This is a genomic window from Streptomyces sp. NPDC027962, from assembly GCF_055566095.1.
The window spans coordinates 22,996-45,084 of sequence record NZ_JBVHTA010000032.1 but is presented as its reverse complement, the minus strand read 5'-3'; the positions used below and the strand labels follow the sequence as shown (position 1 = coordinate 45,084).

At 68.2% G+C, this 22,089-nt stretch carries 21 protein-coding genes and 6 pseudogenes; 15 read left to right on the top strand and 12 right to left on the bottom strand.

Translation table 11 applies throughout. The features are described 5' to 3' along the window. Positions 1–42 precede the first annotated feature (42 nt). Complete coding sequence (locus ACZ4SA_RS26160) at positions 43–552, top strand: SMI1/KNR4 family protein (RefSeq protein ID WP_468278979.1); 510 nt, start codon at positions 43–45, stop codon at positions 550–552. 106 nt (positions 553–658) lie between these two features. Here the strand turns inward: ACZ4SA_RS26160 and ACZ4SA_RS26155 are convergent. Further along, a pseudogene (locus tag ACZ4SA_RS26155) lies at positions 659–802 on the bottom strand (site-specific integrase); the annotation flags it as partial. A gap of 453 nt (positions 803–1,255) precedes the next feature. On the opposite strand from ACZ4SA_RS26155, the gene ACZ4SA_RS26150 reads away from it, so the two are divergent. From ACZ4SA_RS26150 to ACZ4SA_RS26125, 6 genes and pseudogenes are all read left to right on the top strand, one after another. Then, positions 1,256–2,497 carry a helix-turn-helix domain-containing protein gene (locus ACZ4SA_RS26150; protein WP_468278977.1) on the top strand — a complete coding sequence of 414 codons (1,242 nt, stop codon included), beginning with the start codon at positions 1,256–1,258 and terminating at the stop codon, positions 2,495–2,497. Positions 2,498–2,654: 157 nt separating this feature from the next. Next, a complete protein-coding gene (locus ACZ4SA_RS26145; RefSeq protein WP_468278975.1) occupies positions 2,655–2,993 on the top strand; it encodes a hypothetical protein in 339 nt (112 codons plus the stop codon). After that, positions 2,986–3,273 (top strand): DUF7848 domain-containing protein, encoded by a 288-nt coding sequence (locus ACZ4SA_RS26140; protein WP_468278972.1) that lies wholly within the window; start codon positions 2,986–2,988, stop codon positions 3,271–3,273. Before ACZ4SA_RS26145 ends, ACZ4SA_RS26140 begins: the two co-directional genes overlap by 8 nt. Before the next feature lie 114 nt (positions 3,274–3,387). Then, positions 3,388–3,507: pseudogene (locus ACZ4SA_RS26135) on the top strand (IS630 family transposase); the annotation flags it as partial. After that, positions 3,483–4,067 (top strand): annotated as a pseudogene (locus ACZ4SA_RS26130) (polymorphic toxin-type HINT domain-containing protein); the annotation flags it as partial. The pseudogenes ACZ4SA_RS26135 and ACZ4SA_RS26130, both read left to right, overlap by 25 nt. Positions 4,068–4,455: 388 nt before the next feature. Continuing rightward, positions 4,456–4,941 carry a hypothetical protein gene (locus tag ACZ4SA_RS26125; protein ID WP_468278970.1) on the top strand — a complete coding sequence of 162 codons (486 nt, stop codon included), beginning with the start codon at positions 4,456–4,458 and terminating at the stop codon, positions 4,939–4,941. 84 nt (positions 4,942–5,025) lie between these two features. Here ACZ4SA_RS26125 and ACZ4SA_RS26120 read toward each other — a convergent pair. Then, positions 5,026–5,733 (bottom strand): annotated as a pseudogene (locus tag ACZ4SA_RS26120) (tyrosine-type recombinase/integrase); the annotation flags it as partial. Between ACZ4SA_RS26120 and ACZ4SA_RS26115 the strand changes: the two are divergent. The 5 genes and pseudogenes from ACZ4SA_RS26115 to ACZ4SA_RS26095 form a co-directional block, all read left to right on the top strand. Continuing rightward, a complete protein-coding gene (locus ACZ4SA_RS26115) occupies positions 5,675–5,938 on the top strand; it encodes a helix-turn-helix domain-containing protein (RefSeq protein WP_468278967.1) in 264 nt (87 codons plus the stop codon). The pseudogene ACZ4SA_RS26120 and the gene ACZ4SA_RS26115 overlap by 59 nt on opposite strands. Beyond that, on the top strand, positions 5,878–6,498 hold the full coding sequence (locus tag ACZ4SA_RS26110) for an IS630 family transposase (protein ID WP_468278965.1): 621 nt from the start codon (positions 5,878–5,880) through the stop codon (positions 6,496–6,498). Before ACZ4SA_RS26115 ends, ACZ4SA_RS26110 begins: the two co-directional genes overlap by 61 nt. A 294-nt stretch (positions 6,499–6,792) precedes the next feature. Further along, on the top strand, positions 6,793–7,092 hold the full coding sequence (locus ACZ4SA_RS26105) for a hypothetical protein (protein ID WP_468278963.1): 300 nt from the start codon (positions 6,793–6,795) through the stop codon (positions 7,090–7,092). Between the two features lies 1 nt (position 7,093). Next, the gene (locus tag ACZ4SA_RS26100; protein WP_468278960.1) at positions 7,094–7,474 is read left to right on the top strand and encodes a hypothetical protein; all 381 of its coding nucleotides are present in this window, start codon (positions 7,094–7,096) and stop codon (positions 7,472–7,474) included. Positions 7,475–7,719: 245 nt separating this feature from the next. Continuing rightward, positions 7,720–7,785, top strand: a pseudogene (locus tag ACZ4SA_RS26095) (hypothetical protein); the annotation flags it as partial. 131 nt (positions 7,786–7,916) lie between these two features. Here the strand turns inward: ACZ4SA_RS26095 and ACZ4SA_RS26090 are convergent. The 6 genes and pseudogenes from ACZ4SA_RS26090 to ACZ4SA_RS26065 form a co-directional block, all read right to left on the bottom strand. Continuing rightward, entirely contained in the window at positions 7,917–8,252 is a 336-nt protein-coding gene (locus tag ACZ4SA_RS26090) for a helix-turn-helix domain-containing protein (RefSeq protein ID WP_453330439.1), read from the bottom strand. A 16-nt stretch (positions 8,253–8,268) separates the two neighbouring features. Further along, positions 8,269–8,625 (bottom strand): type II toxin-antitoxin system RelE/ParE family toxin, encoded by a 357-nt coding sequence (locus ACZ4SA_RS26085; RefSeq protein WP_453330440.1) that lies wholly within the window; start codon positions 8,623–8,625, stop codon positions 8,269–8,271. Between the two features lie 259 nt (positions 8,626–8,884). After that, a pseudogene (locus ACZ4SA_RS26080) lies at positions 8,885–9,218 on the bottom strand (deoxyxylulose-5-phosphate synthase). Between the two features lie 606 nt (positions 9,219–9,824). Continuing rightward, on the bottom strand, positions 9,825–11,066 hold the full coding sequence (locus ACZ4SA_RS26075; protein ID WP_468278956.1) for a DUF2637 domain-containing protein: 1,242 nt from the start codon (positions 11,064–11,066) through the stop codon (positions 9,825–9,827). A gap of 223 nt (positions 11,067–11,289) precedes the next feature. Then, on the bottom strand, positions 11,290–12,006 hold the full coding sequence (locus ACZ4SA_RS26070; protein WP_468278953.1) for a DUF3558 family protein: 717 nt from the start codon (positions 12,004–12,006) through the stop codon (positions 11,290–11,292). Positions 12,007–12,225: 219 nt separating this feature from the next. Continuing rightward, a complete protein-coding gene (locus ACZ4SA_RS26065; RefSeq protein WP_468278951.1) occupies positions 12,226–13,116 on the bottom strand; it encodes a DUF3558 domain-containing protein in 891 nt (296 codons plus the stop codon). A gap of 208 nt (positions 13,117–13,324) precedes the next feature. Here ACZ4SA_RS26065 and ACZ4SA_RS26060 point away from each other — a divergent pair, with 208 nt between their 5' ends. Beyond that, positions 13,325–14,581, top strand: coding sequence for an RtcB family protein (locus ACZ4SA_RS26060; protein ID WP_468278948.1), 1,257 nt, complete (start codon positions 13,325–13,327; stop codon positions 14,579–14,581). 380 nt (positions 14,582–14,961) lie between these two features. Beyond that, positions 14,962–15,450, top strand: a complete 489-nt coding sequence (locus tag ACZ4SA_RS26055) for a hypothetical protein (RefSeq protein ID WP_468278945.1) — start codon at positions 14,962–14,964, stop codon at positions 15,448–15,450. A gap of 168 nt (positions 15,451–15,618) precedes the next feature. On the opposite strand, the gene ACZ4SA_RS26050 is transcribed toward ACZ4SA_RS26055, so the two are convergent. Both ACZ4SA_RS26050 and ACZ4SA_RS26045 read right to left on the bottom strand, forming a co-directional pair. After that, positions 15,619–17,049, bottom strand: coding sequence for a DUF2252 domain-containing protein (locus tag ACZ4SA_RS26050; RefSeq protein ID WP_468278942.1), 1,431 nt, complete (start codon positions 17,047–17,049; stop codon positions 15,619–15,621). 130 nt (positions 17,050–17,179) lie between these two features. After that, entirely contained in the window at positions 17,180–17,506 is a 327-nt protein-coding gene (locus ACZ4SA_RS26045) for a carboxymuconolactone decarboxylase family protein (RefSeq protein WP_468278940.1), read from the bottom strand. Between the two features lie 778 nt (positions 17,507–18,284). Here ACZ4SA_RS26045 and ACZ4SA_RS26040 point away from each other — a divergent pair. Further along, positions 18,285–18,539 (top strand): three-helix bundle dimerization domain-containing protein, encoded by a 255-nt coding sequence (locus ACZ4SA_RS26040; protein WP_468278937.1) that lies wholly within the window; start codon positions 18,285–18,287, stop codon positions 18,537–18,539. 103 nt (positions 18,540–18,642) lie between these two features. Here the strand turns inward: ACZ4SA_RS26040 and ACZ4SA_RS26035 are convergent, their stop codons facing one another. Together ACZ4SA_RS26035 and ACZ4SA_RS26030 are read right to left on the bottom strand one after the other, a co-directional pair. Then, complete coding sequence (locus tag ACZ4SA_RS26035) at positions 18,643–19,992, bottom strand: hypothetical protein (protein WP_468278935.1); 1,350 nt, start codon at positions 19,990–19,992, stop codon at positions 18,643–18,645. 429 nt (positions 19,993–20,421) lie between these two features. Continuing rightward, a complete protein-coding gene (locus ACZ4SA_RS26030; protein ID WP_468278932.1) occupies positions 20,422–22,050 on the bottom strand; it encodes an alpha/beta hydrolase in 1,629 nt (542 codons plus the stop codon). Positions 22,051–22,089 lie beyond the last annotated feature (39 nt).

Here is a 22,089-nt window from a genome sequence, read left to right as displayed (position 1 = left end):
GAGAGGACCGTTCGGATGTTGTTGAGATCTTTGGAGCTCCTGGTGGCGCAGCTTGCCGAACTGGGGCGCCCGATCGTTCCAGCGCTTTCACCAGGCATTTCAGTGGCACAGGTTGAGTCGGCACTTGGCGGCTCAGTCCCCGACGACGTGGTCGTGTGGTTTGGCTGGTGCAACGGTGTTGAGTACCTAGATGGACAGACCCAGGATGACGCGAACCTTATTCCTGGGTACGCCCCCCTGTCTCTCTCTGAGGCTGTTGACCTCAGAGAGGCGTACCCTCGTGACCCTGTTCTCGGTGTGGACTGGATTCCGCTAATTGGTGGTGCTAGTGGCGATTTCTATGCGGCGGTGTGGGCGTCGGGGGATCGGCCGAAGGTTGCCGGAGTTCTATCTGAAGCACCGACGGAAATCGAGTTCAACGATGTTGAGCAAATGATCTCCGTATTCAGCGAGTGCTACAGGCGTGGCGCGTTCGGAGTCGACAATCGCGGGATGCTAACTATGGATCCCGAACTCTATGAGGTGATCCACTCGGAGGTCACTGGTCAGTAGGGTCGGAGAACGCACGTCTCCGATCCGTTAGACCTCAACAGTCCCGCCAAGGCGTAGCCCTTGGCGGGACTGTTGAGGTTTGTGACGGCAGTAGTTGACGGCAACGTCAGCGGACGACTGCCGCTGCCGACGGGTCATCGGGGGAGTCGTCGGCCGAACTGAGGGCGTCGTTGAGGGTGTCGACGGCTTGTCGTTGGAGGCAGCGGACGTGTGCGTCGACGGTGGCTGTGACGCCGATGTGGGCGTGACCGTCGGCCCGTAGCGGCAGGACACGAGGCAACCCGAGCTGTCTAGTCCCAGGTGATGTTTGACGTTCTGGTCCCAGCTGTTGCTTGACGGTGGGCCTAGACAACATCGGAAACTTTGTGGGGCAGGGGGCCGTCTGCGGGTGCGGCTTCGTCGTGGTGTGGGATCGCGATCGCGGGAGGGGGTCCCTCGTCGCCCGGTCACCGGAGGCGTACCAGGAACCCCCGGGGGCCGCCAAGGCCGAGCGCACGCGTCACGGAGTGATCCTTGGAAGCCCCCGGAGAACCCTGGTCGGGCGAAGCTGCCCGACCGACGAGGGACCCCTCCCGCTCAGGCTCCGATCCTGCCGGAGTTCCGACCCGCCACGTGGTCGGGCACCCTGTGGGTGGGTGTCCGGCGGATCGTCCCCGGTTGATGTGCCGTCCGGGCGTACCGTGGGGTGGGAGGTGGTGAGTTGATGCCTACGGAGCTGGCTGACAACGTCCGCAAGTACCGGCGTCGCGCGGGGATGAGCCAGGAGGAACTGGCCCATGCCGCAGGTGTATCGCCGGGCACGGTACGCAAGGCCGAGCAGGGCGGCACTCTCCGCATGGAGACCTTGCACACGCTCGCCCGAGCGTTGGGGGTGACCACCGCCGCGTTGATGGCGTCCGATGCCCCGGAGCCCGTCGGGCAGACCGAAGAGCCGAACCGCGTCAACCTGATCCAGCTCCGCGCCGCCCTCACCCCGACCGTCGGGCTCGTGGACCGGGACCCCGAAGCCGTGGCCGAGGAGCCGAACCTGCGCACCTTCCGGCGGACGCTGCAAGACGCACGGGTGTTGTACTTCTCCGACAGCTACAAGAGCGTCGCGGCTCAACTGCCGGGCTTGCTGCGTGATGCCGCGAAGGCCGTTGCCTACTACGACAGCGGGGACGAGTACCGGCAGGCTCTGCTGGCCCGTGCCGAGGCGCTGCGTCTGGCCGGCACCTACCTCACCCAGGTACGGCAGTACGACATCGCGTATGCCGCTGTGCGCGGTGCCATCATGGACGCCCGTCAGGCCGGAGACCTGCTTGCGGCGGGCTCCGGTGTCGGCTGCATGTGCTGGCTGCTGGTGAGGCAGGGCCGCTTGGACGAGGCGGAACAGGTCGCCGCCCAGAGCATGGACGCGGTGGAGCCGAAGATCACCGGGGCCGAGCCGGACCACTACGCGGTGTGGGGCGGCCTGGCGATGGAAGCCGCCGCCGCAGCCGCGAGGAACAACCGTCCCGACGAGGCGAAGGAGTACCGTCAAGCCGCCCGGGTCGCCGCAACCGCCATTGGGACGGCGCATCGCAACGTCTCCCGGCACTGGTCCGTCTTCGGGCCGGTCACCGTTGCGGTCAAGGCCCTCGAAGACTCCCTGGTCATCGGCGACGCCCGCGCGGTGGTGCGCAAGGCAGGCGAGCAGGAGGAGTTGTCGCCCAAGGCGTGGAAGCGCTTGGGCAGGCCCAGCACCAACGACGGGAACCGCTTCACCCTCGATGTGGCGCGCGCCCACACCCGGACCGGCGACCTGTCCGCCGCCATGGACGAGTTGACCCGCGCCCGGGAAGCCGCCCCGCAGTGGCTGCGGCACCAGAACGGGGCTGCCGAGACCATGCAGGAGATCCTGCGCAAGCGCACCCTCACGACGGAGATGCGCGAAATGGCCGACTACCTGGGCGTCATCGGGTAGCTGCCACGCAGCGTGGCAGTTCGTGAACCATGAGTCGAGAACTGCCATGGCGCCCGCCTGGGGTGACGGTCAGTCAGTACCTACGGTCGGTGAGTCCACCGTCAGTGACCCAGGCCGGGGGTACCCAGTGAGCCAGCCCAGGAGCGATGCCGACCGCATGCGGCGCAGAGAGCTGTACGACGCCGCGTCGGGTGGGGGAGGTCCCCGCTTACTGCCGTGGACCAGCCCGGAGGGGAAGCCCTGCTACCTGAGCAGCGACGGCCGGGGCTACCTCTCCACCCTCGCCGACAGCATCGAGACGGTACAACTCAGCATGGGCCGGGAACTGTTGGAGTATGCCCGCGACGCCACGGCGCCCGGCGCGAAAGCCCTGTCGGCGAGCGAATACCGCTGGCTGGCCCGCCGGTTGACAGAAGCCCTGGCGGACGCGCTCAGGGTCGCAGACTCGCGCGGACAGCGCATCCCGGATCAGGAAGAGGCGACCGAGGATGCCTGACTCTCCGAACGCCGTCGCACCAGCACGCAATGCCTCTCGGGGGCGCTACCGCTTCCGCGAGTACCACGTGACCACCATCCCCGACCCCCTGGCGCTGCCAGCGATCGAGGCGGTCTGCGTCACCGGCGAAGAGCGCAACTGCGGCGCCACCTCGGGCACACTGCACACCCCGGACGAACTGACCCGTTGGATCGCCGGACACTGCGCCCAGAGCGGCCACGAGCTCTACGAGCAGACCGTCCGCGCCCTCGTCCGTGCCGAACCCGGCGCGTGGCAGTAGAGTCCCGCTGCACCGACACCAGGCAGCGGCAGCGCAATCGTGTGCCCCGAGCCGTTGCCGCTGAGGTTGAAAGGATGGGGTGACAGCAAGCGTTGATGGTGCTAGATCCTCGTCATGAGGTATGCGGATGGCGGTGGTCTGGCCGCTGTGGGGCGGGCGAGGCGTGAGGCGGTGCGTTTCGAGGCCGCGGAGATGTTCGGGCAGGGGGTGCGGCCGCCGGAGGCGGCAAGTCGTCGTCCAAGCCGGGCGGTTCGTCGGGCGGCTCCTCCCGGTCCTCCGGCGGCAGCAGCGGAAGCGGCGGCAGCGGCAAGACGGGCGAGGGCAGCGGCTCCTGTCCGACGAGCAACAGTTTCACCCCGGGCACCAAGGTCCTGATGGCCGACGGCACCACCAAGCCGATCGAGGACGTCAAGGCCGGCGACAAGGTCCTGGCCACGGACCCGAAGACCGGCGAGACCCGGGTCGAGACGGTCACCGCCGAGATCATGGGCGAGGGCCTCAAGCAGCTGGTGAAGGTCGTCATCGACGTCGATGGAAAGGCCGGCACGAAGACGGCGGAGGTCACCGCGACCGACGGCCACCCCTTCTGGGTCCCCGAACTCGGCAAGTGGATCGACGCCACCGACCTCAAGCCGGGCCAGTGGCTGCGCACGAGCGCCGGCACGTACGTCCAGGTCGCGGCGATCAAGCGCTGGACCAGCCCGGGCACAACGGTCCACAACCTGACCGTCTCGGACGCTCACACGTACTATGTGCTGGCGGGGGCCACCCCAGTACTCGTACACAACTGCGGTACCGCGAACGGCGGAAAGTATGGGGATCTGCAACCTGCTGGAGCGGGAAATGAGATCAATCATATCCCTGCCAATGCATCCAGCCCTCTCAGTAAGTACAGCGGACCGTCGATTCGGATGGATTACGCCGACCATCGCGCGGTTTACAGCACTGGGTCATCACTCGCCTCGAAAGCTTGGCGCATGAGGCAGAAAGAACTGATAGACGCTGGCGATTTCCGAGGTGCCATACAAATGGACGTAGATGACATTCGCGCCCGTTTCGGCAACAAATATGATGAGGCGATCACGGAGATGTGGATGAGCCTCAGTCAGAATAAGGCCCTTCGAAAATGGGCCACAGATCGACAGAATCCCTAGATATTGCACAGAAAGAAGTGAGATTCGGGTGTCGTCGGACTGGAAAGTTGAGATCGTCGAGTGTGGTGACCTCGTGCAAGACGATGACGAGGTCACTCCTCCCGATGAGGCTGAGCGTCGGTGGAATCGATATGTCGAGCTGGCTGATTCGGTGACTGGCGACGAAGGCCCAGCTGGTGTCGCTGCGATCGTTTCTTCCTTGAAGGCTGAGGAGGATTACGGGGCCTACCAGGCGGCGCATGCAGCTTTGGATCGCTTCCCTCGGGCGGAGCTCGGTCAGGGAGTGGCCGATGCGGCCAAGGAACTTCTTTCCATCCCCCAGGATGGGAGTGGGAATGTTTTTCTAATCCTGGCCCAGGCTGGCCCTGTGGCAGTGAATGCCTTCAATGAAGCTATTCGGTCAATCGATCCAGACGTTCGGGTCTCGATTCGCGAACTTGTAGAGTTTCACGAATCTGAGGAGTGGCTCTCTGAGGGCAGTGTCCAGAACGTTCTTCTGATGCCGCGGACGTAGCCTGGCAGTGTGAATTCGAAAGCCCCACGGGCAGTGGTGCCGGTGGGGCTTTCGGGCGTCTTGACGGCAACGCTGACGGCAACGTCAGCGGACGACGGCTGCGGTGGGTGGGTCGTCGGGGGCACCGTCGCCCTGACCGAGGGCGTTGCCGAGGGCGTCGATGGCCTGGCGTTGGAGGCGGAGTCGGACGTGGGCGTAGACGCCGGCGGTGACGCCGATGTGGGCGTGGCCCAGCAACTCCTTGATCACGACGAGGTCGATGCCTTGTTCCAGAAGCAGGGTGGCGGTCGAGTGGCGGAGGTCATGGAACCGGATGCGGCGAAGTCCTGCGCCGTTGAGGAGTCGGCTGAAGCTGCGGGTGAGGTTGGCGGGTTCGAGAGGGCCGCCAGTGAGGGTGGTGAACACGAGGCCGACGTCCGACCAGCCTGTCCCCGCGGCCCGGCGTGCTTCCTCCTGCCGTTCCCGGTGAGTCTTCAGCGAGTTGACGCATTCGGTGGGGAGAACGATGCGACGTTCGGAGGCGCGGGTCTTGGTGTGCAGGACGGTCAGGCCGCCGGTGCGGGTGCGCTGGAGGGAACGGTGGATGGCGGCGGTTCCCGTGTTGAGGTCGAGGTCGTCCCAGTGCAGCCCGAGGAGTTCGCCCTTGCGGAGCCCGGTGCGCAGGGCGAGTTCGTACAGGGCGTGGAGCCGGTCGCTGCTGGCTGCGTGGAGGAACTGCCGGGCCTCGCTCGCGGTGAACGGCTTGAAGCGCCGAGGGCGGGGGGTGGGGGTCTTGACATTTCGGGCGACGCTGGCGAGGGTCGCGGAGCTGATCCATCGCCTGTTCGGGTACCCGTACACCCCGCGCGGGGTGTCCTACCTGCTGCACCGGCTGGGCTGGTCGCCGCAGGTCCCCGCGCACCGGGCCGTCGAGCGCGACGAGCAGGCCGTGGAGCGGTGGCGGACGGAGCAGTGGTCACGGGTAAGAGGACGGCCCAGCTCCTGGGCGCGTGGATAGCCTTCGAGGACGAGGCCGGCCAGGACCTGAAGCCCGGCAAGGGGCGGACCTGGTCGCCGCGCGGGCGGACGCCGCTGATCAAGGTGACCGGGAAAGGCTCGGGCCGGGTCCTGATGGCCGGGATGATCTGCATCAAGCCGGGCCGCGAGACCGGGCTGATCTACCGGACCCAGACATACCGGGGCCGTACCGGTGAGAAGAAGGACTTCCGGGCCCGCGAGGTCGCAAACCTGCTGACCTCCGCCCGGCGGCAGCTCGGCGGTGCCCCGCTGATCGTGGCGTGGGACAACGCCAGCACCCATCACGCCAAGGCCCTGCGGGACTTCTGCGACCGCAACAGCGACTGGCTCACCATCGTCAAGCTCCCGCTCTACGCACCCGACCTCAACCCCGTCGAAGGCGTATGGGCCCACCTGAAGAAGTCCCTGGCCAACCTCGCACCCCGCACGATCGACGACCTCACCCCGCTCGTGAAGAACCGCCTACGCGGCATCCAGCGCCGACCCGAGATCCTCGACGGCTTCATCGCCGAAACCGGACTCGGGCTGGAGCCCCCGTAACCCTGTCACCCCACCCTTTCAACCTCAGCGGCAACGCCGACGGCAACACGGGCGCACAACAGGGCACTTCCACGCACACACACGGACCGGCCTGAATTCGCTGACCAGCGAAAACGCAGGTGACGCCCGCTCGGCGAGCACACGTACTATGTTGCGGCGGGTAGCGCCCCGGTCTTGGTCCACAACTGTGGAGCGAACGTTGATGGGTATTACTACCGCGGTGCCGTCGAGGGGCACCATAGCTATGACACCGCTGCGCAAGGCCGTGCGGTGCCCCGCGGAACCCGCGCGGACATGAACGACCACTCGGGTGGAGATGGCACGGATACCATCTTCACGTCGTGGTCGGACGACTTCGAAACTGCCGAGTTCTTTGCCCAGAATCGGGGAGACGAGTGGATTGGGAGAGGTGTGATGCTGCGCATCAGGGTGGCAAGCATCGATCCCGCCATAGGGCCGTCGAGAAATATTCAGATCCACGACGGTCCATATGAAAGTTTCTTCGAAGACGAGCATCTCATCGTTGGTGAAATCCTGGCCGACGACATCAGCTTCGACTTCGGGCAAACCTGGACACCAGTCAGGCGGCGGTGAGGTGAACGAGGTATCCGCGAGTGAACTGCTCGCTGCATTCGAGTCCGACTCCGATGCCAGCATTCAGGCCAAGAATGCATTGCTTTCCGGAGCACCTTTCGAGCTCTGGCTCAAACCTCTCCCAGCGTCGATGCTTCGGGGCATCCTTCGCGGGAGGGTGGGAAGTCTGCAGCGGCGCGGTAAGCCGGTTGTTGGGATCACGGAATGCCTTGCGGGTCTTGCCGAAAAGGGCGAGCAGGGCGTTCTTGTGGCCAACGTGGACGATCGCGAACGAGGCGGATACCTCTTTCGTCTCTACCTTGATCCGCAACCGCTCAAAGTGGTCGGATGTATGGGGTTTGGCTCCTCCCCCGAAGGCGACTCCACCACCGGTCCCGAGTAAACACCGCCGATAGGGGAAGCCTCACAGAGTCCCAGCGGCCCCACCGGATCTGTTTCCGGTGGGGCCGCTGGGCTTTTGACGGGATACCCGCACCTCACGGACCCCGAGCCTCCAGCCGCAGCCTTTTCCGGGGCCGCGAAAAAAGAAGACCGGTAACCCGGTTCTAAAGAAGGCACAGGCCAAGACCGCTCCGAAGATATCCTCGGGTCACGGCGGTCAGGAAGTGGACCAGTGCGGACGAGACGGTGTACGACCTGACCGTCTCGGACCTCCACACGTACTACCGGCCGCCGGTGTACGGGTGGGTGGTGGTGATAGGGAAACGCGTGTGGGGATCGGTTGACGGTGGCGGCCCTACGGGGCGGGGCGCGGCCCGGCGCCGACTGTACTGCGGTCGCCGGCCTCACGGAGTCACGGGAAGGGCGCCCACCGCTCAGGGGTGTCAGGCCGCAGGGCGGCCCGCGAAGGTGACCTCCTCTCGGTCCTCGTCCAGAGCGATGGTCAGCGAGGCTTCCATCGCGGCGGCGAGTCTGCGCAGGAGGGGAAGCGTCGGTACGGAGTCGGCGCCCTCGATCCGGGAGATCTTCGCCTGGGTGAGGCCGGCGCGGTCGGCGACCTCGGTCTGGGACAGTCCCAGCTCCACGCGACGGTCGTAGACAGCCTTCGCGAAGGCCATGGCCAGCCGGGTCTCCGCGCGCTCGGCAGCGATCTCCGGGGATTCGGTGAGTCCATCGTTCAGTTCCCGCTCGCGGGCGAGCTTCCAGCGCGTGTGGTTCATGAGCGGCCCTTCCTGGTCAGCGGCTGTATGTCTTGTGGGCGGGCCCGTGATCGCTTTCGCACACGGCACGTGCGGTCACGGCGCGAGCGACCTGGGCAGTCTCGCGCATGCGGGTCTTGCGGAAGACCGTGAGCAGGATGATGCGCCGTCCTGGTGCGAACCAGTAGGTGATCCTCGTGTCCTCGCCGTCCAGTGTCGGACGAAGCTCGTACACGCCATCCCTCAGCGGGCGGGCGAAGGGCATGGGCGTGAGCGTGCCCAGAGCAGCCAGTAGATCCGCATACTCCTCGACCTTGCGGTACTGCTTGGCGGGGAGAAGATCCAGCCATTGACGTACCTCGGGTTCCAGCTCGATGACGTGCAGGGTCTCCATACTGGGGACCGTATTATGTCGTCTACGACATAATACGGCGCTTGGGTCGGGTTAGCTCGTTCGTGTGGGCGCACCGGTTGTCCGCGTACTGCGCCCGCGACGGGCGGGTCGGAGTGGTGCCGGTGGAGTGGGGAACTCCGCGACGAGGCGCCTGTCGCAGGCGCAGTCCAGGTGCGATTCTTCGCCAGGCCCCGATGTCTATTCCGTAGAGAGAAGGCTCGAAGTTCGGGACTTGAGCTCCGGAGTGGTACGCCGGGCGTTACGGCAGCTCGGGGCGGACGAGGGACCGGGCGAACGGCTCTCCGGTCGCGCGGGCGTACGCCATCCGTTCCTTGGTCTCGCGGAGGGTGCGGGGGCGGTATCCGGGGCCGTCGCGGCAGCCCTTGTGGAACCGGACACCCGCGTTCAGGAGGACGGAGAGCACGCGCCAGGCGGCGGTGTCGCGACGCGGGGGCGGGCGAAGGCGGAGCCCACGTGGGTGAGTGGCTGGGCGCAGCGGGGGCAGTGGCGCCCGCGGTCGTCGCCGTAGGGCTGTTTGTACGAGGCCCGGCAGGCAGGCAGACGTACGACGTCTTGGCGTGGGATCCGGCCATGGGGCGAGGGAAGAGGGCGGCCACACCGGAAACTCTCAAGAGCCCCGGGTCTAAGGGCTTGCAGAGAATCAACTTGCGGGTTTTGCGGCTTGACTCCGCAGGTCAGCGCGTCGCTCGCCCGCAAGTTGTTCTTCTGCGAGCCCTAAGAGCTGTCCCGCAATGTGCCTGCGGAACGGCGTCACGGGCGGTTGTCGAGCGGCGGTGAAGTCAGTCCAGGCCTGTCGTGGCGGAGGGTCCTGGTGGCCGACGGCACCACCAAGCCGATCGAGCAGGTCAAGGGAGGCGGTGAGGTCTCTCCGTCCAGGGCGCACTGCATCGCGTACAGGACCTACTCCGGGTCCGGCTCGCGGTCGGCTGGAGCGTCCAGGTCTCGTAGCGCAGGACCGCGTGCGGGGTCACGCCTGACGGCTGCGGTCTCCAGGGATCCCGGGAGGGGCTTCACCCACGGGAGTGGGGCCCTCCGCCCGTATCCGCGTCCTTCGGCCCACCTGGCGTCCGAACAGCGCCGTCCTCGCCGTGGCGGGCCCGGTGCTCGCCGCCGTGCGCCGAGGCGGACACGAAACGGGCCTGAGCCCGGTATCGAGTGCTGAGCCACGCGTGGCGGTCCTACGCGATGTGGTCTTCCATCAGCTCACCGTTGAGGCGGGCCGCGAACTGGTCCATGTACTGGTTCAGTTCGCGGGACTGGAGGCGCAGTCCGTAGGCGGCCTCGACGTTCCCGGCGAAGGCGCCGGGCGTCGGCATGCCCTCGCCCTCTATCGAGTGCCGGAACACCTGGTACAGCTCATCGTCCGACGGTGCCGCTTCCTTCACGCCCTCACCCAGTGGCCGCGTACCGCCTGCTCCGTTCGGCACCTGGAACTGGTGCTCCGGCGTCTGGGAGCGCGGCTCCGGAGCCTGGAGCACAGCCGGCGCCGGCGGCTCGGGCTCCGCCTCGTGTGGCCGCAGCACCGGGATCTGCTGCGGCTGTTCGTCGTACCAGGGCTGGTGCTCATGCAGAGGTCCGTACGCGGGGGGTTCGTAATTGGGGTCGTATTCGCCCTGGTAGTGCCTCTTCCGTGGCGTGGCGAACCACTGGCTCGGCACTTCCTCGGCAACCGCCACCGGCTCCCCGGCCGGGGTGGCACGGGACTCCAGTTCCTGCGCCGGGGCCGGTGGCAGCAGCACCGGCTCGATGCCCGCGGCGGCCAGACCGGCCGGGGCCGTCTCCGCCAGGGGCACACCGAACTTCGCGAGCCGCAGCGGCATCAGCGCCTCCACCGGGGCCTTGCGGCGCCAGGACCGTCCGAAACGGGCCTGCAGCCGGGCCTGGTAGATCAGCCGGTCCTGCTCCAGCTTGATCACCTGCTCGTAGCTGCGCAGCTCCCACAGCTTCATCCGCCGCCACAGCTTGAACGTCGGCACGGGCGAGAGCAGCCAGCGGGTGAGGCGCACGCCTTCCATGTGCTTGTCGGCCGTGATGTCGGCGATCCGGCCCACCGCGTGCCGGGCCGCCTCGACGGAGACCACGAACAGGATCGGGATCACCGCGTGCATGCCGACGCCGAGCGGGTCCGGCCACGCCGCGGCGCCGTTGAACGCGATCGTCGCGAATGTCAGCAGCCAGGCCGTCTGACGCAGCAGCGGGAACGGTATTCGCATCCATGTCAGCAGCAGGTCGAGCGCGAGCAGCACACAGATGCCCGCGTCGATGCCGATCGGGAAGACCAGGGAGAAGTCGCCGAAGCCCTTCTGCTCCGCGAGCTCGCGCACGGCGGCGTACGAGCCCGCGAAGCCGATCGCGGCGATGACCAGAGCGCCCGCGACCACGACCCCGATGAGCACTCTGTGTGTGCGTGTCAGCTGCATCGCGGCCACCCGCGACCCCTCCCCAATTCCTGAACCGGAACCCGAACCAAAGCCTGAACCGGCGGGCACAGCCTGGCACATGCCACCGGAGTCCGTCCCTCCGGCCTCCCGGCGTTATGCACTTGTACCCGGCAGGCGGCCGCGGGCCGGGGTCGCCTGCTCCCGGGACGCGGCCCACCGGGCCCACATGCGCCCGGGCCCACATGCGCCCGGGCGCACGGGCCTACTTGTTGGCGGTGGCGACAGCGGCCACGGCTTCCTTCGACGCCTTCTGGGCGTCCTTCGTCAGGTCGGAGGACGACGGGTTCTTCGCCCCCGCGTAACCAGTGCCGTTGTAGGTGAGGGTGATCACACCGTTCTCGGTGCGCGCCACGACCGTGACGTACACGAAGTCCTCGTCGGTCTTGCGGAGCGTGTAGTTGACCGTCGTCGCCTCGTCACCGATACCGGACACAGGCGCGGTCTTCACGCTCTTGGCACCCTCCGTGCCCTTGGCCTTCCCGATCTCCTTCTCGAACGAATCCTTGGCGCGCTGCTCGGCGCTCACACCGAGGGTGGCGTCGGACTCGTAGCGGAGGAACGAGACATCGAGCCAGCGGTACTGCGAGCCCTTCACGCCGTTGTCGTCCAGGCCGTTCCAGGAGCAGCTGCCGCGCCGCGCGATGTCCGACGACTTGCCGGCCGTGCCGTTCTTGGACTTGGCGCCCGGTACCAGGTCCTCGATCGTCTTCTTCGCGATCGAGTCGCACGGGTCCGGCAGCTTGGCGAACTTGGCAGGGGCGACGGTCGGGGACTTCTTCGCCTCGGGGGTGGCGGAGGCGGACGAACCGGAGTCCTTGGACGTGCTGTCGGAGTCCGACGAGCAGCCGGCGACGACGAGCATCACCGGGACGGCGGCGCAGGCGAGTATTCGGGTGAGTCGCGGGGCTGAACGGGGCATGGTTCCTTCAGTCGGTCGTTCGGTCGTTCGGTCTTTCGCTGTTGCGGCTTGCGCTCTTACGCTCATGCGCTCTTGCGGTCGTGCCGACGGTCGGTCGTGCCGACAGGCGGCCGTCCGGGCCCGCCGGACCGTCCGGCGAGGCCACCGTACGCGGACACGGCGCTTCGATGGGCCGGACCGCGGAACGTTTGAACGGCCGGCAGCGGGCCGCGAGCCTGCTCACTCGTCGAAGTGCTCCGCCAGCTTCCGGGCCAGGCTCTGCGCCTTTTCCTGCAGTTCCTTGCTGTCGGGGACCTCCGTCGACAGGGCCGGCTGCTCGCCGTAGACGACGGTGACGATCACGTTCGATGTGCGGAACACCACGCTCACCGTGCGCCGCTGAGCCGTGGAACCAGCCCGGCCGAGCACGTCGTCGAGGAACGCGGCGTCACCGAGTTCCTTCAGCGCCCGCGGCTCGAGGCCCTCCCCGGAGTGGCTCCCGGGCGTGGCCGAGCCGTCGGCACCGGCCGGGGTGTCCGTCGAGGCGCCGGGAGTCGGGGCGCCGTCGCTCTCGCCGCCGGCCTCGCCGCCGTGCCGGCCTTGGCCCGCGTCGGACGAGCTCTGCCCGGTCGACGGCGAGGCGTCCGCGTCCTCCTCCGCTTCCTGCCCGGTCTCGGGGGGCGCGGTGGCGATCGGTGCGGAGGCGGAGCCCTGCTTTTTCAGGAAGACCTCCTGCGCACGGTCGTCGTCGCTGACGGCCGGGTCGTAGGAGACGACACGCTCGAAGTCGACCCGCAGCTGGTGCGAGGCGTCAGGTGAGTCGCCCTTCCAGCTGCAGGCGACCCGCCTGTCCGTGTCATAGGTGACGGCCGCGGTGCCGCGCAGCACCTTCTGCTGCTGCTCCTCGGGCAGCGTCACGACGCCCGGCAGCAGGTCCTTGAGGGTGGAGGTCTCGACGGCGCCGCAGGGCTCGAGGAGCGTGCGGTACTTGCCGGGGGGCGCCGCGGAGGCCTGGGCCGCACCCGCCTTGGATTCGATGCCGGAGCCTTCGGTGCCGTCGCCGGCGGTGCAGCCGGTGACGAGCGCCGCGAGGAGCGCCGCCATGCCGGGCACGTAGGCCTTTCGTCGCACGCCCAGGCTCCCTTCTGTCTGTCTTCCGTCAGTGCTCGCTGTCGGTGCTCCGTGTCGCTGTCACGGCGAAAACTGGTTGCCGCCCGTCGGAGGCCGGTGGACACAATGTCTATCGCACACGCTGCCGTGACCGCCGGTCGGTTGGGCCTTTCGCTGCCATTCGGCACGGCTTTTGCGTTTCATGTCTTTTCGGGGGAACTGAGGAACTATGTCGTATGTAGAGGTGCCGGGCGCGAAGGTTCCGATCCGTATGTGGACCGACCCGACGTCGGTCGAGGACGTCGCGATGCAGCAGCTGCGGAACGTCGCCACGCTGCCGTGGATCAAGGGCCTCGCCGTGATGCCGGACGTCCACTACGGCAAGGGCGCGACGGTCGGCTCGGTGATCGCGATGCACGGGGCGGTCTGCCCGGCCGCGGTCGGTGTGGACATCGGTTGCGGTATGTCGGCGGTGAAGACGTCGCTGACCGCGAACGACCTGCCGGGTGACCTGTCGCGGCTCCGTTCCAAGATCGAGCAGGCGATCCCGGTGGGACGCGGGATGCACGACGAGATGGTGGACCCCGGAAGGGTCTTCGGCCTCCCGACCGGCGGCTGGGACGACTTCTGGGACCGGTTCGACGGCATCGCGGACGCGGTCAGGTTCCGCCGGGATCGGGCGACCAAGCAGATGGGGACGCTGGGCTCCGGCAACCACTTCGTCGAGCTCTGCATCGACACGTCCGATTCGGTGTGGCTCATGCTGCACTCGGGGTCGCGGAACATCGGCAAGGAGCTGGCGGACCACCACATCGGCGTGGCGCAGGGCCTGCCGCACAACCAGGGCCTGGTCGACCGGGACCTCGCCGTCTTCGTGGCGGACACCCCGCAGATGGCCGCATACCGGAACGACCTGTTCTGGGCCCAGGAGTACGCGAAGTACAACCGCGCGGTGATGATGGGCCTCTTCCAGGAAGTGGTCCGCAGGGAGTTCCGCAAGGCGAAGGTGACCTTCGATCCGGTCATCTCCTGCCGGCAGGAAGATGCCGAAGGCCGGATGAAGACCGTTGAGTACCGCCCTGGTGTGATCAGCTGCCATCACAACTATGTCAGCGAAGAGCGGTACGACGGGATGGATCTGCTGGTTACCCGCAAGGGGGCCATCAGCGCCGGCGCGGGGGAGTGGGGGATCATCCCCGGTTCCATGGGCACGGAGTCGTACATCGTCCGTGGTCTGGGGAACGAGAAGTCGTTCAACTCGGCGTCGCACGGGGCTGGTCGGCGGATGAGCCGGAACGCTGCGAAGCGGAAATTCTCCACGAAGGACCTGGAGGACCAGACGCGGGGCGTGGAGTGCCGTAAGGACTCCGGCGTCGTGGACGAGATCCCGGGCGCGTACAAGCCGATCGGTCAGGTCATCGACCAGCAGCGGGACCTGGTGCAGGTCGTTGCGAAGCTCAAGCAGGTCATCTGCGTCAAGGGCTGAGATCCAGGACTCCACCTGTTCGACGAGTCCGGACTCATCGCAGTACGGGGCTCTCCGGTGCGAGCTCGGTCGGGTCGGCGCGTGAGGGCGGGGCCTGCGTGGCCGGCCGGAGGGTGCCGCGCTCCCAAAGCTGGCGGGACGCCGGTTCCAGAGTCCGTGTCAGTCGGTGGATTCCACCTCGCCCGGCCGCCACGTCTTGTGGTGATCGACTCTCGTCAGCCCCTTCGTGATGGGCGAGGCGCCACGGCATCTCGCCCGTCCGGCATCGCCTCCGTGTCCTGTCGACCGTCTGTCGACGTCACCCGGGTGCTGCGCTTGGCTGGTGCGGCGGGTCGGCACGGCCGACGCTGGACGGAATCGCCGTCGAGCCGGGAGCAGCCATGGAACGCCAGGCCCACCGATGCGCCGCTGCTTGGGCGGCCGTCCTGCTCGGCTGGGCCGGACTGACCGGCTGCACGTCGGACGAGCCCTCGACCTCCCCCGCGGCTTCGGCGGTGAAGTCGGAGGCGTCCGCGCTCGCTTCCTCGGCGGCGGCTTCTGCGGTCGCTTCAGCCGAGGCGAAGGCGTCGGCCGCTTTGGCAAAGGTGAAGGGCGGATTGGACGCCAAGGGGGACGTCGCCCTCGGCAGCGTCGCGACCGGCTCCAACGGCCGGGCAGAGGTCCCGGTGAACGTCACCAACCCCGACTCGAAGCCCAGGCGCTACACCCTCGTGGTCAACTTCAAGGACCAGTCGGGCAACCTGCTCGACGTGGTCGTCCTCGAGATCCCCGAGGTTGCCGCCGGCGGCACGGCCCGCGCCACCGCACGGAGTAACCGGGACCTGACCGGCACGGTGAACGCCGAGGTCCGCAACGCATTGCGGTATTGATGCCACACACCGCAGCCGCGGTCGAGACCAGCGCCGCAGCCAGGCCGCATCCCATTGGCGGATTGCCGCCTCTCCACTCGATCCAGCCGGCTCGGACCGGCGACCACCTGGTCGGATCGGCGACCACCTGCCCGGCGTCGAGCACTCCGGGTGCTTCGAGCAGCACGATCAGGTCGCGGGCAGTTCCTCCGCGGGGAGCCGGCCCGCGCGCACTGCGTCGACCAGGGCTTGGTGGTCACGCTCGTTCTGGTCGGCGTATGCCTCCGCGAACGTCGCGAGTGCTCGGTCGAACGGGTCGCCGTTGCCCAGGTAGGCGGCGATCGCGATCCGGTCGCCGGACCGCGCGTGCGCACGAGCCAGCGTTTCTCCGCACAGTTCGCCGAATGCCTGCATGTCCTTCGGCTGCATCCTCTCCGGCATGGCGATGCCCTTCCAGTCGCGCAACTGGCGGACGTAGAAGTCGCGTTGCTTTCCGTCGATCCCGTCCACCCGCTCCCAGCCGAGGAAGATGTCGCTCGTGGCCTGCATCAACCGCTGCCCCGAGACCACCCGCTCGCCCTGGTTGCGGTATTGGCTCGCGCCGACGTGTTCGGCGAGCACGGAGGTGTCGGCCTCCTTGGCCTGGAGGAAAAGCGGGTCCTGGTCGCCCCGGCCCAGAAGCAGGAAGATCCAGCATCGGGTGCCGACACTGCCGACGCCGACCACCTTGCGGGCGACGTCCGCAAGCTGGTAGTCCTCCAGGAGTGTGCGCCGGTCGGAAGCGAGAGTGCGGCCGTACCGCTCGATCAGGCCGCGGAACCGGTGCTCGAGCGCGCTGCGCTCGACGTCCGGCATCAGATCGCTGATCGGGACGAGCAGCGGAGGATCCGCAGCGATTCTGGTCCGGCCGTCGACCGTCCCGGCGACCTTGGCGAAGGCCTGCAGGCTGTCGCGGGTGCGGGCCTTCGCCATGGCGCGGGCCAGGTTCTTCCGACCGCGCTTGTGGAGCCGGCCTGCGGCCAGGGCCTCGAGGCGGGCTGCGTCGATCTTCGCGTACCAGACGTCGAGGTTGCCTGTCTGAGCGAAGCGGATCATCGCCTCGCGGTACGAACGGACCGTGGAGCTCACGATGCGGGCGCGCTCGGCGTCGTCGAAGCCGTTCGCCCGGCCCGCGATCACGAGACTCACCGACAGCCGCTTGACGTCCCACTCCCACGGGCCCGGCAGCGTCTCGTCGAAGTCGTTGATGTCGAATATCAACTGCCTCTCCGGCGAGGCAAGCAGACGGAAGTTCAGCAGGTGTGCGTCTCCGCACAGCTGGGCCGTGAGCCCCGAGTGCGGGGTGTCGGCCAGGTCGGACGCCATGATTGCGGCGGCGCCCCGGTAGAAGCGGAACGGGGACTCCGTCATCCGGCCGTAGCGGATCGGAACGAGTTCGGGCACCCGTGTCGCGGACTGCGCTTCCAGGATCGCCAGCGGGTCCGGTCTGTGAGGGGACGGGGTGTACTCGGTATGGCCCGATCGCGGGGTGCGGCGCCGGGCCTCCTTGCCGAGGGCGGCGCGTTCCTCGGGCGTGGCGTGGGCTGCCGCGCGCATCGCCGTGGTCGCGTTCTGAGGCATCGAAGGCCCTCCTGCTTGGCCCTGCGCCGTCGGGACGTCCGGCGCAGGGCACTGCGGCCGGACGTCCCGTGGCCTTCTCCGATGTCGGCCGCGCCGATCATCGATGCCGGGTGGGCTTGGGCTTCTGCTCTCAGCCCTGGGCCTCGATCTCGGCGTCGGCGACGGCGATGGCGATGCCGAGCGCCGCGGCGATGTTGCCTGCTGCCGTCATGACGCGGGCGGTGCCCACGATGGGCGCGATGGCGACGAGGACGTCCTGCAGTTGGTCGGCGGTCATGCCGGCCTTGAGGGCGGGGTCGATATGGGCCGCGTAGGAGATCGGCGGGGCATCCGAGGCAGCGAGGGCCGCGATACGCGTGAGCATGAGCATGTCCGGTGACAGCCCGCACCGCTCGATCGAGTCGACCGTCATGGCGGCGAGGGTGTCCAGGACAGGGGTTTCCGATGCAGTGGACATGTCGCATGACCTCCTGATGGGTTTCCGAGCGCGAGTGGGGAAGGGAAGGAACGGATTCCGCGGAGCGTCGGGATTTGCTTCAACCGTAGAACGCATCCAGGCCTCACGCATGGCGCACGGCTCGCGTTGGCATGGGGCGGGCAGGCGGACCGGTGATCATCCGATCTGACGAGGTCGCCGCCACCTGGGTGGGCGGCAGCAGGCCCCGGCCGGCGGATTCCGCCCGGCTCAGCGCAGACGTCGCGGGCCGCTGTGCGCTTTCCCCGGCGCCTTCCGGCGCGCCCTGGGCGTCCCGCACGTCGGGGGGCGCCGACTTTCTGCCCGTCGCCGGACAGCAACGCGCCGGGATTGCCCAGGGCGGGAGCCGAGACGGCCCGACGCGTCTCGAGCTGCCTCATTCGTCCGGAGTGCGGTGAGTTCGGCTGCGGCGCACGCTTGAGGCAGGGCAGCACGGTGGCAGCCCGGGGCGAGATTCGATTGCCGATCACGAAGGTGTCTCGTCGTGACGGCGGTCTCCAGGGGCGGTCTGACCGGCGGCCGGAGCATGAGCGTGACGGACTCGCTGTCAGGCGATGGACACTCCCAGGTTCTGGGGTCTGGAGGTCGTGGCCATGCAGTCTGTGACATTCCTGAACGGAGCCGGGGCCGTGTTGCCGCTCCCGGATGCCGGGGTGGCGCGGCCATGACGGCCGACCGGCAGGAACCTCGGACCGGCGCATGTCCTTCCGCCGAGGAGTGGCGTAGCTGTCCCGGCCTGGTGGACCACGCGCATCCAGCAATGTCGCCGACGCCGAACGTCGAGCCACCCGTGTCCCCGGACGAACTCACGGCCATCGGCCGCGTAGCGGCGCGGCTGGCAGCCGCCTGCCCCTGGGCCGACGTGGCCACCGTCGAGGCAACGGTCCTGACCGCGTACGCCAGTTTCCGCGAGGCGAGGGTCAGAACCTACGTCCCGATCCTCGTCGAACGCCGGGCCCGGAAGGTGCTTCGCGCCACCGGTGCGGCGCTCACCGTCACCGGGGAGAAGGGCTGATGGCGGACGAGCGAGCCGAACGCATCGCGGAGTTCACCGGGCCCCTGCGGGTGAAACCGGGGCGAGGTGAAGGCTGCGCACTTCGTGCCCGGGCGCTGGGGGCTCACGGCCCGGACACGGCATCGGCCGCCGAGGCGTGTTCGCCCTCGCGGCCGCCCGCAAGGAACTCCACCAGCGCCATGGCGAAGAGCCAGACCAGTGTGATGCCGAGGACGACCAGCGCCGTCGGGTAGCTCCACAGGATGTACGTCAGGACCGCCAGGCCGACCAGGATCCAGGTGATCCACGTGCGGTGGCGGCGGAGGAATGGTCCGACCGGGCCCGTGCGCATGCCCATGCGGTCGGCGGTGGCGCGGACCGCCCCGATGCCGGAGTGCCACGACTGCCGTACGAAGGTCGCCGAACGGCCGGGGCCGCTCAGCCAAGCGGCCAGGGCGATCACCACGCCGAGCGTTGCCGCCATGCGGACCGTGCTGCGCAGGTAGCGCGTGAGCGTGTCGTAGACGGACTCGGCCGCGGCCTGCGAGACGTTGTCGGGCAGCGCGTTCAGGTAGGCCACGCGGAAGACGGTCAGGCTCAGGCCGAGCACAAGTACGGCGAAGGCGAAGGCGAGCGCTGCGGCCACCAGAACGTGCCTGCGGTGTCTGGCCAGCAGGACTCCGGCCGCGATGAGCACCACCGAGAGCACAGGCAGCCAGAACCCGGCGATCTGCAGGAGCCGGAAGTACGTCTTGACCTTGCCGATGTTGTCGGCGCGCAGCACCGTGAAGTCGGTGTGCACTTCGGGGATCTTCGAAGCCGCCGTCATGCCTTCGTCGACGAGGCGTTGTTTGACCTGGTCGACGACCGGTCCGAGGTCGACGGAGACCGAGTCGTTGTTGATTTTCACCGCGCCGCCGCCGGAGCCCGTGAGGGCCTTCTCGACGGACGCGTGGATCCGTCGGTTGGCCTGGATCCAGATGTTCTCGAAGGTGTCGGAGGCGATGACCTCCTCCGACTTGTCGTGGACGAAACTGCGGACAGCGCTCTCCAGCGAATTGCCGAGTTTGCCGAGCGCCTTCTGGGCCAGCGGCCGGTCCGCGGGCGCCACGCCTTCGAGCAGGGTCGGCAGGTCGATGTGCTCCATCACCGCATTGGTGACCCTGTTCGCCGCGGCATTCTGGATGTCGGGGTCCGAAGCAAGCGGCGCGACCGTGTCCACGTAGCGGTCTGTGTCGCCCACCTCGTCCGCCGTCCAGGAGGCAACGGCGGCAAGCGGAGCGAGAATGCAGCCGATGACGATGAGCAGGGCGGAGAAGAAGGACCGCCACCGGTGATGGGGCACCCGGGCCGTCTTGGCGGCCTCCAGCGCGTCAATGCGTGTCCGCAGTCGTTCCAACTCGGGCTGTCCGCCCCCGGCGCCCGAAGCGTCGGGCTCCTGCCCACCCGGACCCGCAGACCTGTTGTCCGGCATGGCGCGACCTCCGGTATGTCTGGTTGGTTCGGTGCCAGCAGATCCCGGAGTTCCGTCACGCGCGAGCGCTCGGCGGCCGCAAGGGTGAAGGGCCGATGGGCAACACAGGGTGGGGAACTTCGTCTCGTCCATGGCGGCGCACGGTCACCCCGCCCGCCCCGGTGTGGACGGACATCGGCGGCAACCCTTGTGTGAACGTGTGGTTGACCGATGTGGATCAGCCGCGCGGGCGTCGCTGGGAGTACTTCTTCGCGAAGGGCCAATGCCTCTTCGAGGCTCGGGGCCCCGTCGGCACGCCCCGGAGCCGCTCGATCAGGCGCTCCACCTCGGCGGCAGTCAGCTTCTTCCTCGGCTGCTGGTCAACCGGCGTCAAAGTTCCTGACCGACTGCCGATCACGGTCCGGGGCCTGTTGCGGCGAGTTCGGCGTGTCAGTCGGCCGTCCCGCCGCCGCCGGTGGCGACGCCGCCGCTCGGCTTGGGTGCGGAGAAGGGGAGCGTGTCCGGTCGGCAGGTGGTTCCGGCCGGCGGCAGGGTGCCTTCGACGAGGTACCGGCTCTCGTGGGCCTGGACGCAACTGCTGGGGTTGACCAGTGCGGTGTGCCCGTACCCGTTGTGGTTGAGCAGGCGGGCGTTGGCCAGTTCCCTGGCCATGGCCTGCGCGTTCGAGTAAGGCGTGGAGGGGTCGTAGACGGTGCCGACGACCAGTACGGGGTGCGCCGTCGACTTGTTCCACGGGCCGAGGTAACGGTCGGCGGCGACCGGCCAGGTGGCGCACCCCTCGGCGGCCCAGGTCCAGAAGCGCCCGGCGTCGCCCGCACGGGCGGCGCTTGCCTCCTCCAGGGCGTGGTAGACACCGGGGGCACGCGGATGGGGGCTGTCGCCGCAGAACACCGCAGCGCCCTGTTCCTCGCCCAGGTACGGATTCGGATTCGGGACCGCCGGTGCGGGCGGGAACGGGGACGGCTCCGCGACGCGGCCCTGCCACAGTGCCTGCAGCCGGCCGGCGAGGTCCGCCCACCCGGGGTGGACGACGTAGAGGCTGTTCACCACGTCGGCGACGGTGCCGGCATAGGTCCACGTACCCACGGGATGCTTCCGGAGCCGCTGCATCAGCTGGTCGAACTTGTCCTGCGTCGCTTTCGGGTTGCCGGCGGAGAACGCGCAGCGGGTAGTGGGGGCGGACCCGCACAGGCTGAGGAACTGCTTCAGTGTTGCTGCCGCGGTGCGGTCCGAACCCATGCGCAGGAAGGTCGAGAGCCGGGGGTTGTTGTCGGACGCGTGATTCGTCCAGGCCTGCGGGTCGATGTTGCTGTCGAGGACCATGGCGCGGACCTTGTCCGGGAACATGTTCGCGTAGGTGGCGCCCAGGATCGTTCCGTAGGAGATCCCCTGGTAGGTGAGCTGCGGCTCGCCCACCGCCTGGCGGAGCCGGTCGAGGTCGCGGGCTGTGTCGGCGGTCGACACATGGCGCAGGAGCTCGGGGTCACGCTGCTCACAGCGCCGGACCAGATCCTTGTACGCGGCGACGAAGGCCGTCCGCTCCTTCTCGCCCACCGGGAAGCCGGCAGCTTTGGTCGCACCCCACTTGGCGGCTTCCTGGGGACTCGCGAAGCAGTTCACCGCGGTGCTGCTGCCGATCCCACGGGGGTCCCAGCTGATGATGTCGAACCTCTCCCGCACCTCGCGCGGGAAGGCTCCGTAGTTCTGCGGCATCTGCACCGTCCCGGGCCCGCCGGGGCCGCCGGGGTTGAAGAACAGTGTGCCGATACGTCGTCCGGTGCCGGTTGCCTTCCGTTTGACGACGGCCAGTTCGATGGTGCGCCCGCCTGGGTTGCCGTAGTCCAGCGGCACCTTCGCGGTCGCGCAGTCGAACTCACTGCCTTGCACGCAGGGCTTCCAGTCCAGCTGCGGGGCGGCCACCGAAGGCGCGGGTGTACCGTCGGCGCCGGCGAGGCCCTGCCCGGTCGGCGCCGTCGTCAGCGCCGTCGAGCAGGTCACCACTGCGGCGATGACAGCGACATGGCGTCGGCGGCCCGCCAGGGGCCCGGATATGTGCATGCCTTGTCCCTTCACGGCTGAGCGCCCGATGCCACCCGT

Excerpts from the sequence above, each read along its gene's own strand:
- ACZ4SA_RS26030 (WP_468278932.1), bottom strand. The coding sequence starts at position 22,050 with ATGCACATATCCGGGCCCCTGGCGGGCCGCCGACGCCATGTCGCTGTC.
- ACZ4SA_RS26090 (WP_453330439.1), bottom strand. The coding sequence starts at position 8,252 with ATGAACCACACGCGCTGGAAGCTCGCCCGCGAGCGGGAACTGAACGAT.
- ACZ4SA_RS26105 (WP_468278963.1), top strand. The coding sequence starts at position 6,793 with ATGAACGACCACTCGGGTGGAGATGGCACGGATACCATCTTCACGTCG.
- ACZ4SA_RS26035 (WP_468278935.1), bottom strand. The coding sequence starts at position 19,992 with ATGCCGGACAACAGGTCTGCGGGTCCGGGTGGGCAGGAGCCCGACGCT.
- ACZ4SA_RS26055 (WP_468278945.1), top strand. The coding sequence starts at position 14,962 with ATGGAACGCCAGGCCCACCGATGCGCCGCTGCTTGGGCGGCCGTCCTG.
- ACZ4SA_RS26140 (WP_468278972.1), top strand. The coding sequence starts at position 2,986 with ATGCCTGACTCTCCGAACGCCGTCGCACCAGCACGCAATGCCTCTCGG.
- ACZ4SA_RS26075 (WP_468278956.1), bottom strand. The coding sequence starts at position 11,066 with ATGCAGCTGACACGCACACACAGAGTGCTCATCGGGGTCGTGGTCGCG.
- ACZ4SA_RS26085 (WP_453330440.1), bottom strand. The coding sequence starts at position 8,625 with ATGGAGACCCTGCACGTCATCGAGCTGGAACCCGAGGTACGTCAATGG.
- ACZ4SA_RS26045 (WP_468278940.1), bottom strand. The coding sequence starts at position 17,506 with ATGTCCACTGCATCGGAAACCCCTGTCCTGGACACCCTCGCCGCCATG.
- ACZ4SA_RS26145 (WP_468278975.1), top strand. The coding sequence starts at position 2,655 with ATGCGGCGCAGAGAGCTGTACGACGCCGCGTCGGGTGGGGGAGGTCCC.
- ACZ4SA_RS26040 (WP_468278937.1), top strand. The coding sequence starts at position 18,285 with ATGTCGCCGACGCCGAACGTCGAGCCACCCGTGTCCCCGGACGAACTC.
- ACZ4SA_RS26050 (WP_468278942.1), bottom strand. The coding sequence starts at position 17,049 with ATGCCTCAGAACGCGACCACGGCGATGCGCGCGGCAGCCCACGCCACG.
- ACZ4SA_RS26070 (WP_468278953.1), bottom strand. The coding sequence starts at position 12,006 with ATGCCCCGTTCAGCCCCGCGACTCACCCGAATACTCGCCTGCGCCGCC.
- ACZ4SA_RS26060 (WP_468278948.1), top strand. The coding sequence starts at position 13,325 with ATGTCGTATGTAGAGGTGCCGGGCGCGAAGGTTCCGATCCGTATGTGG.
- ACZ4SA_RS26150 (WP_468278977.1), top strand. The coding sequence starts at position 1,256 with ATGCCTACGGAGCTGGCTGACAACGTCCGCAAGTACCGGCGTCGCGCG.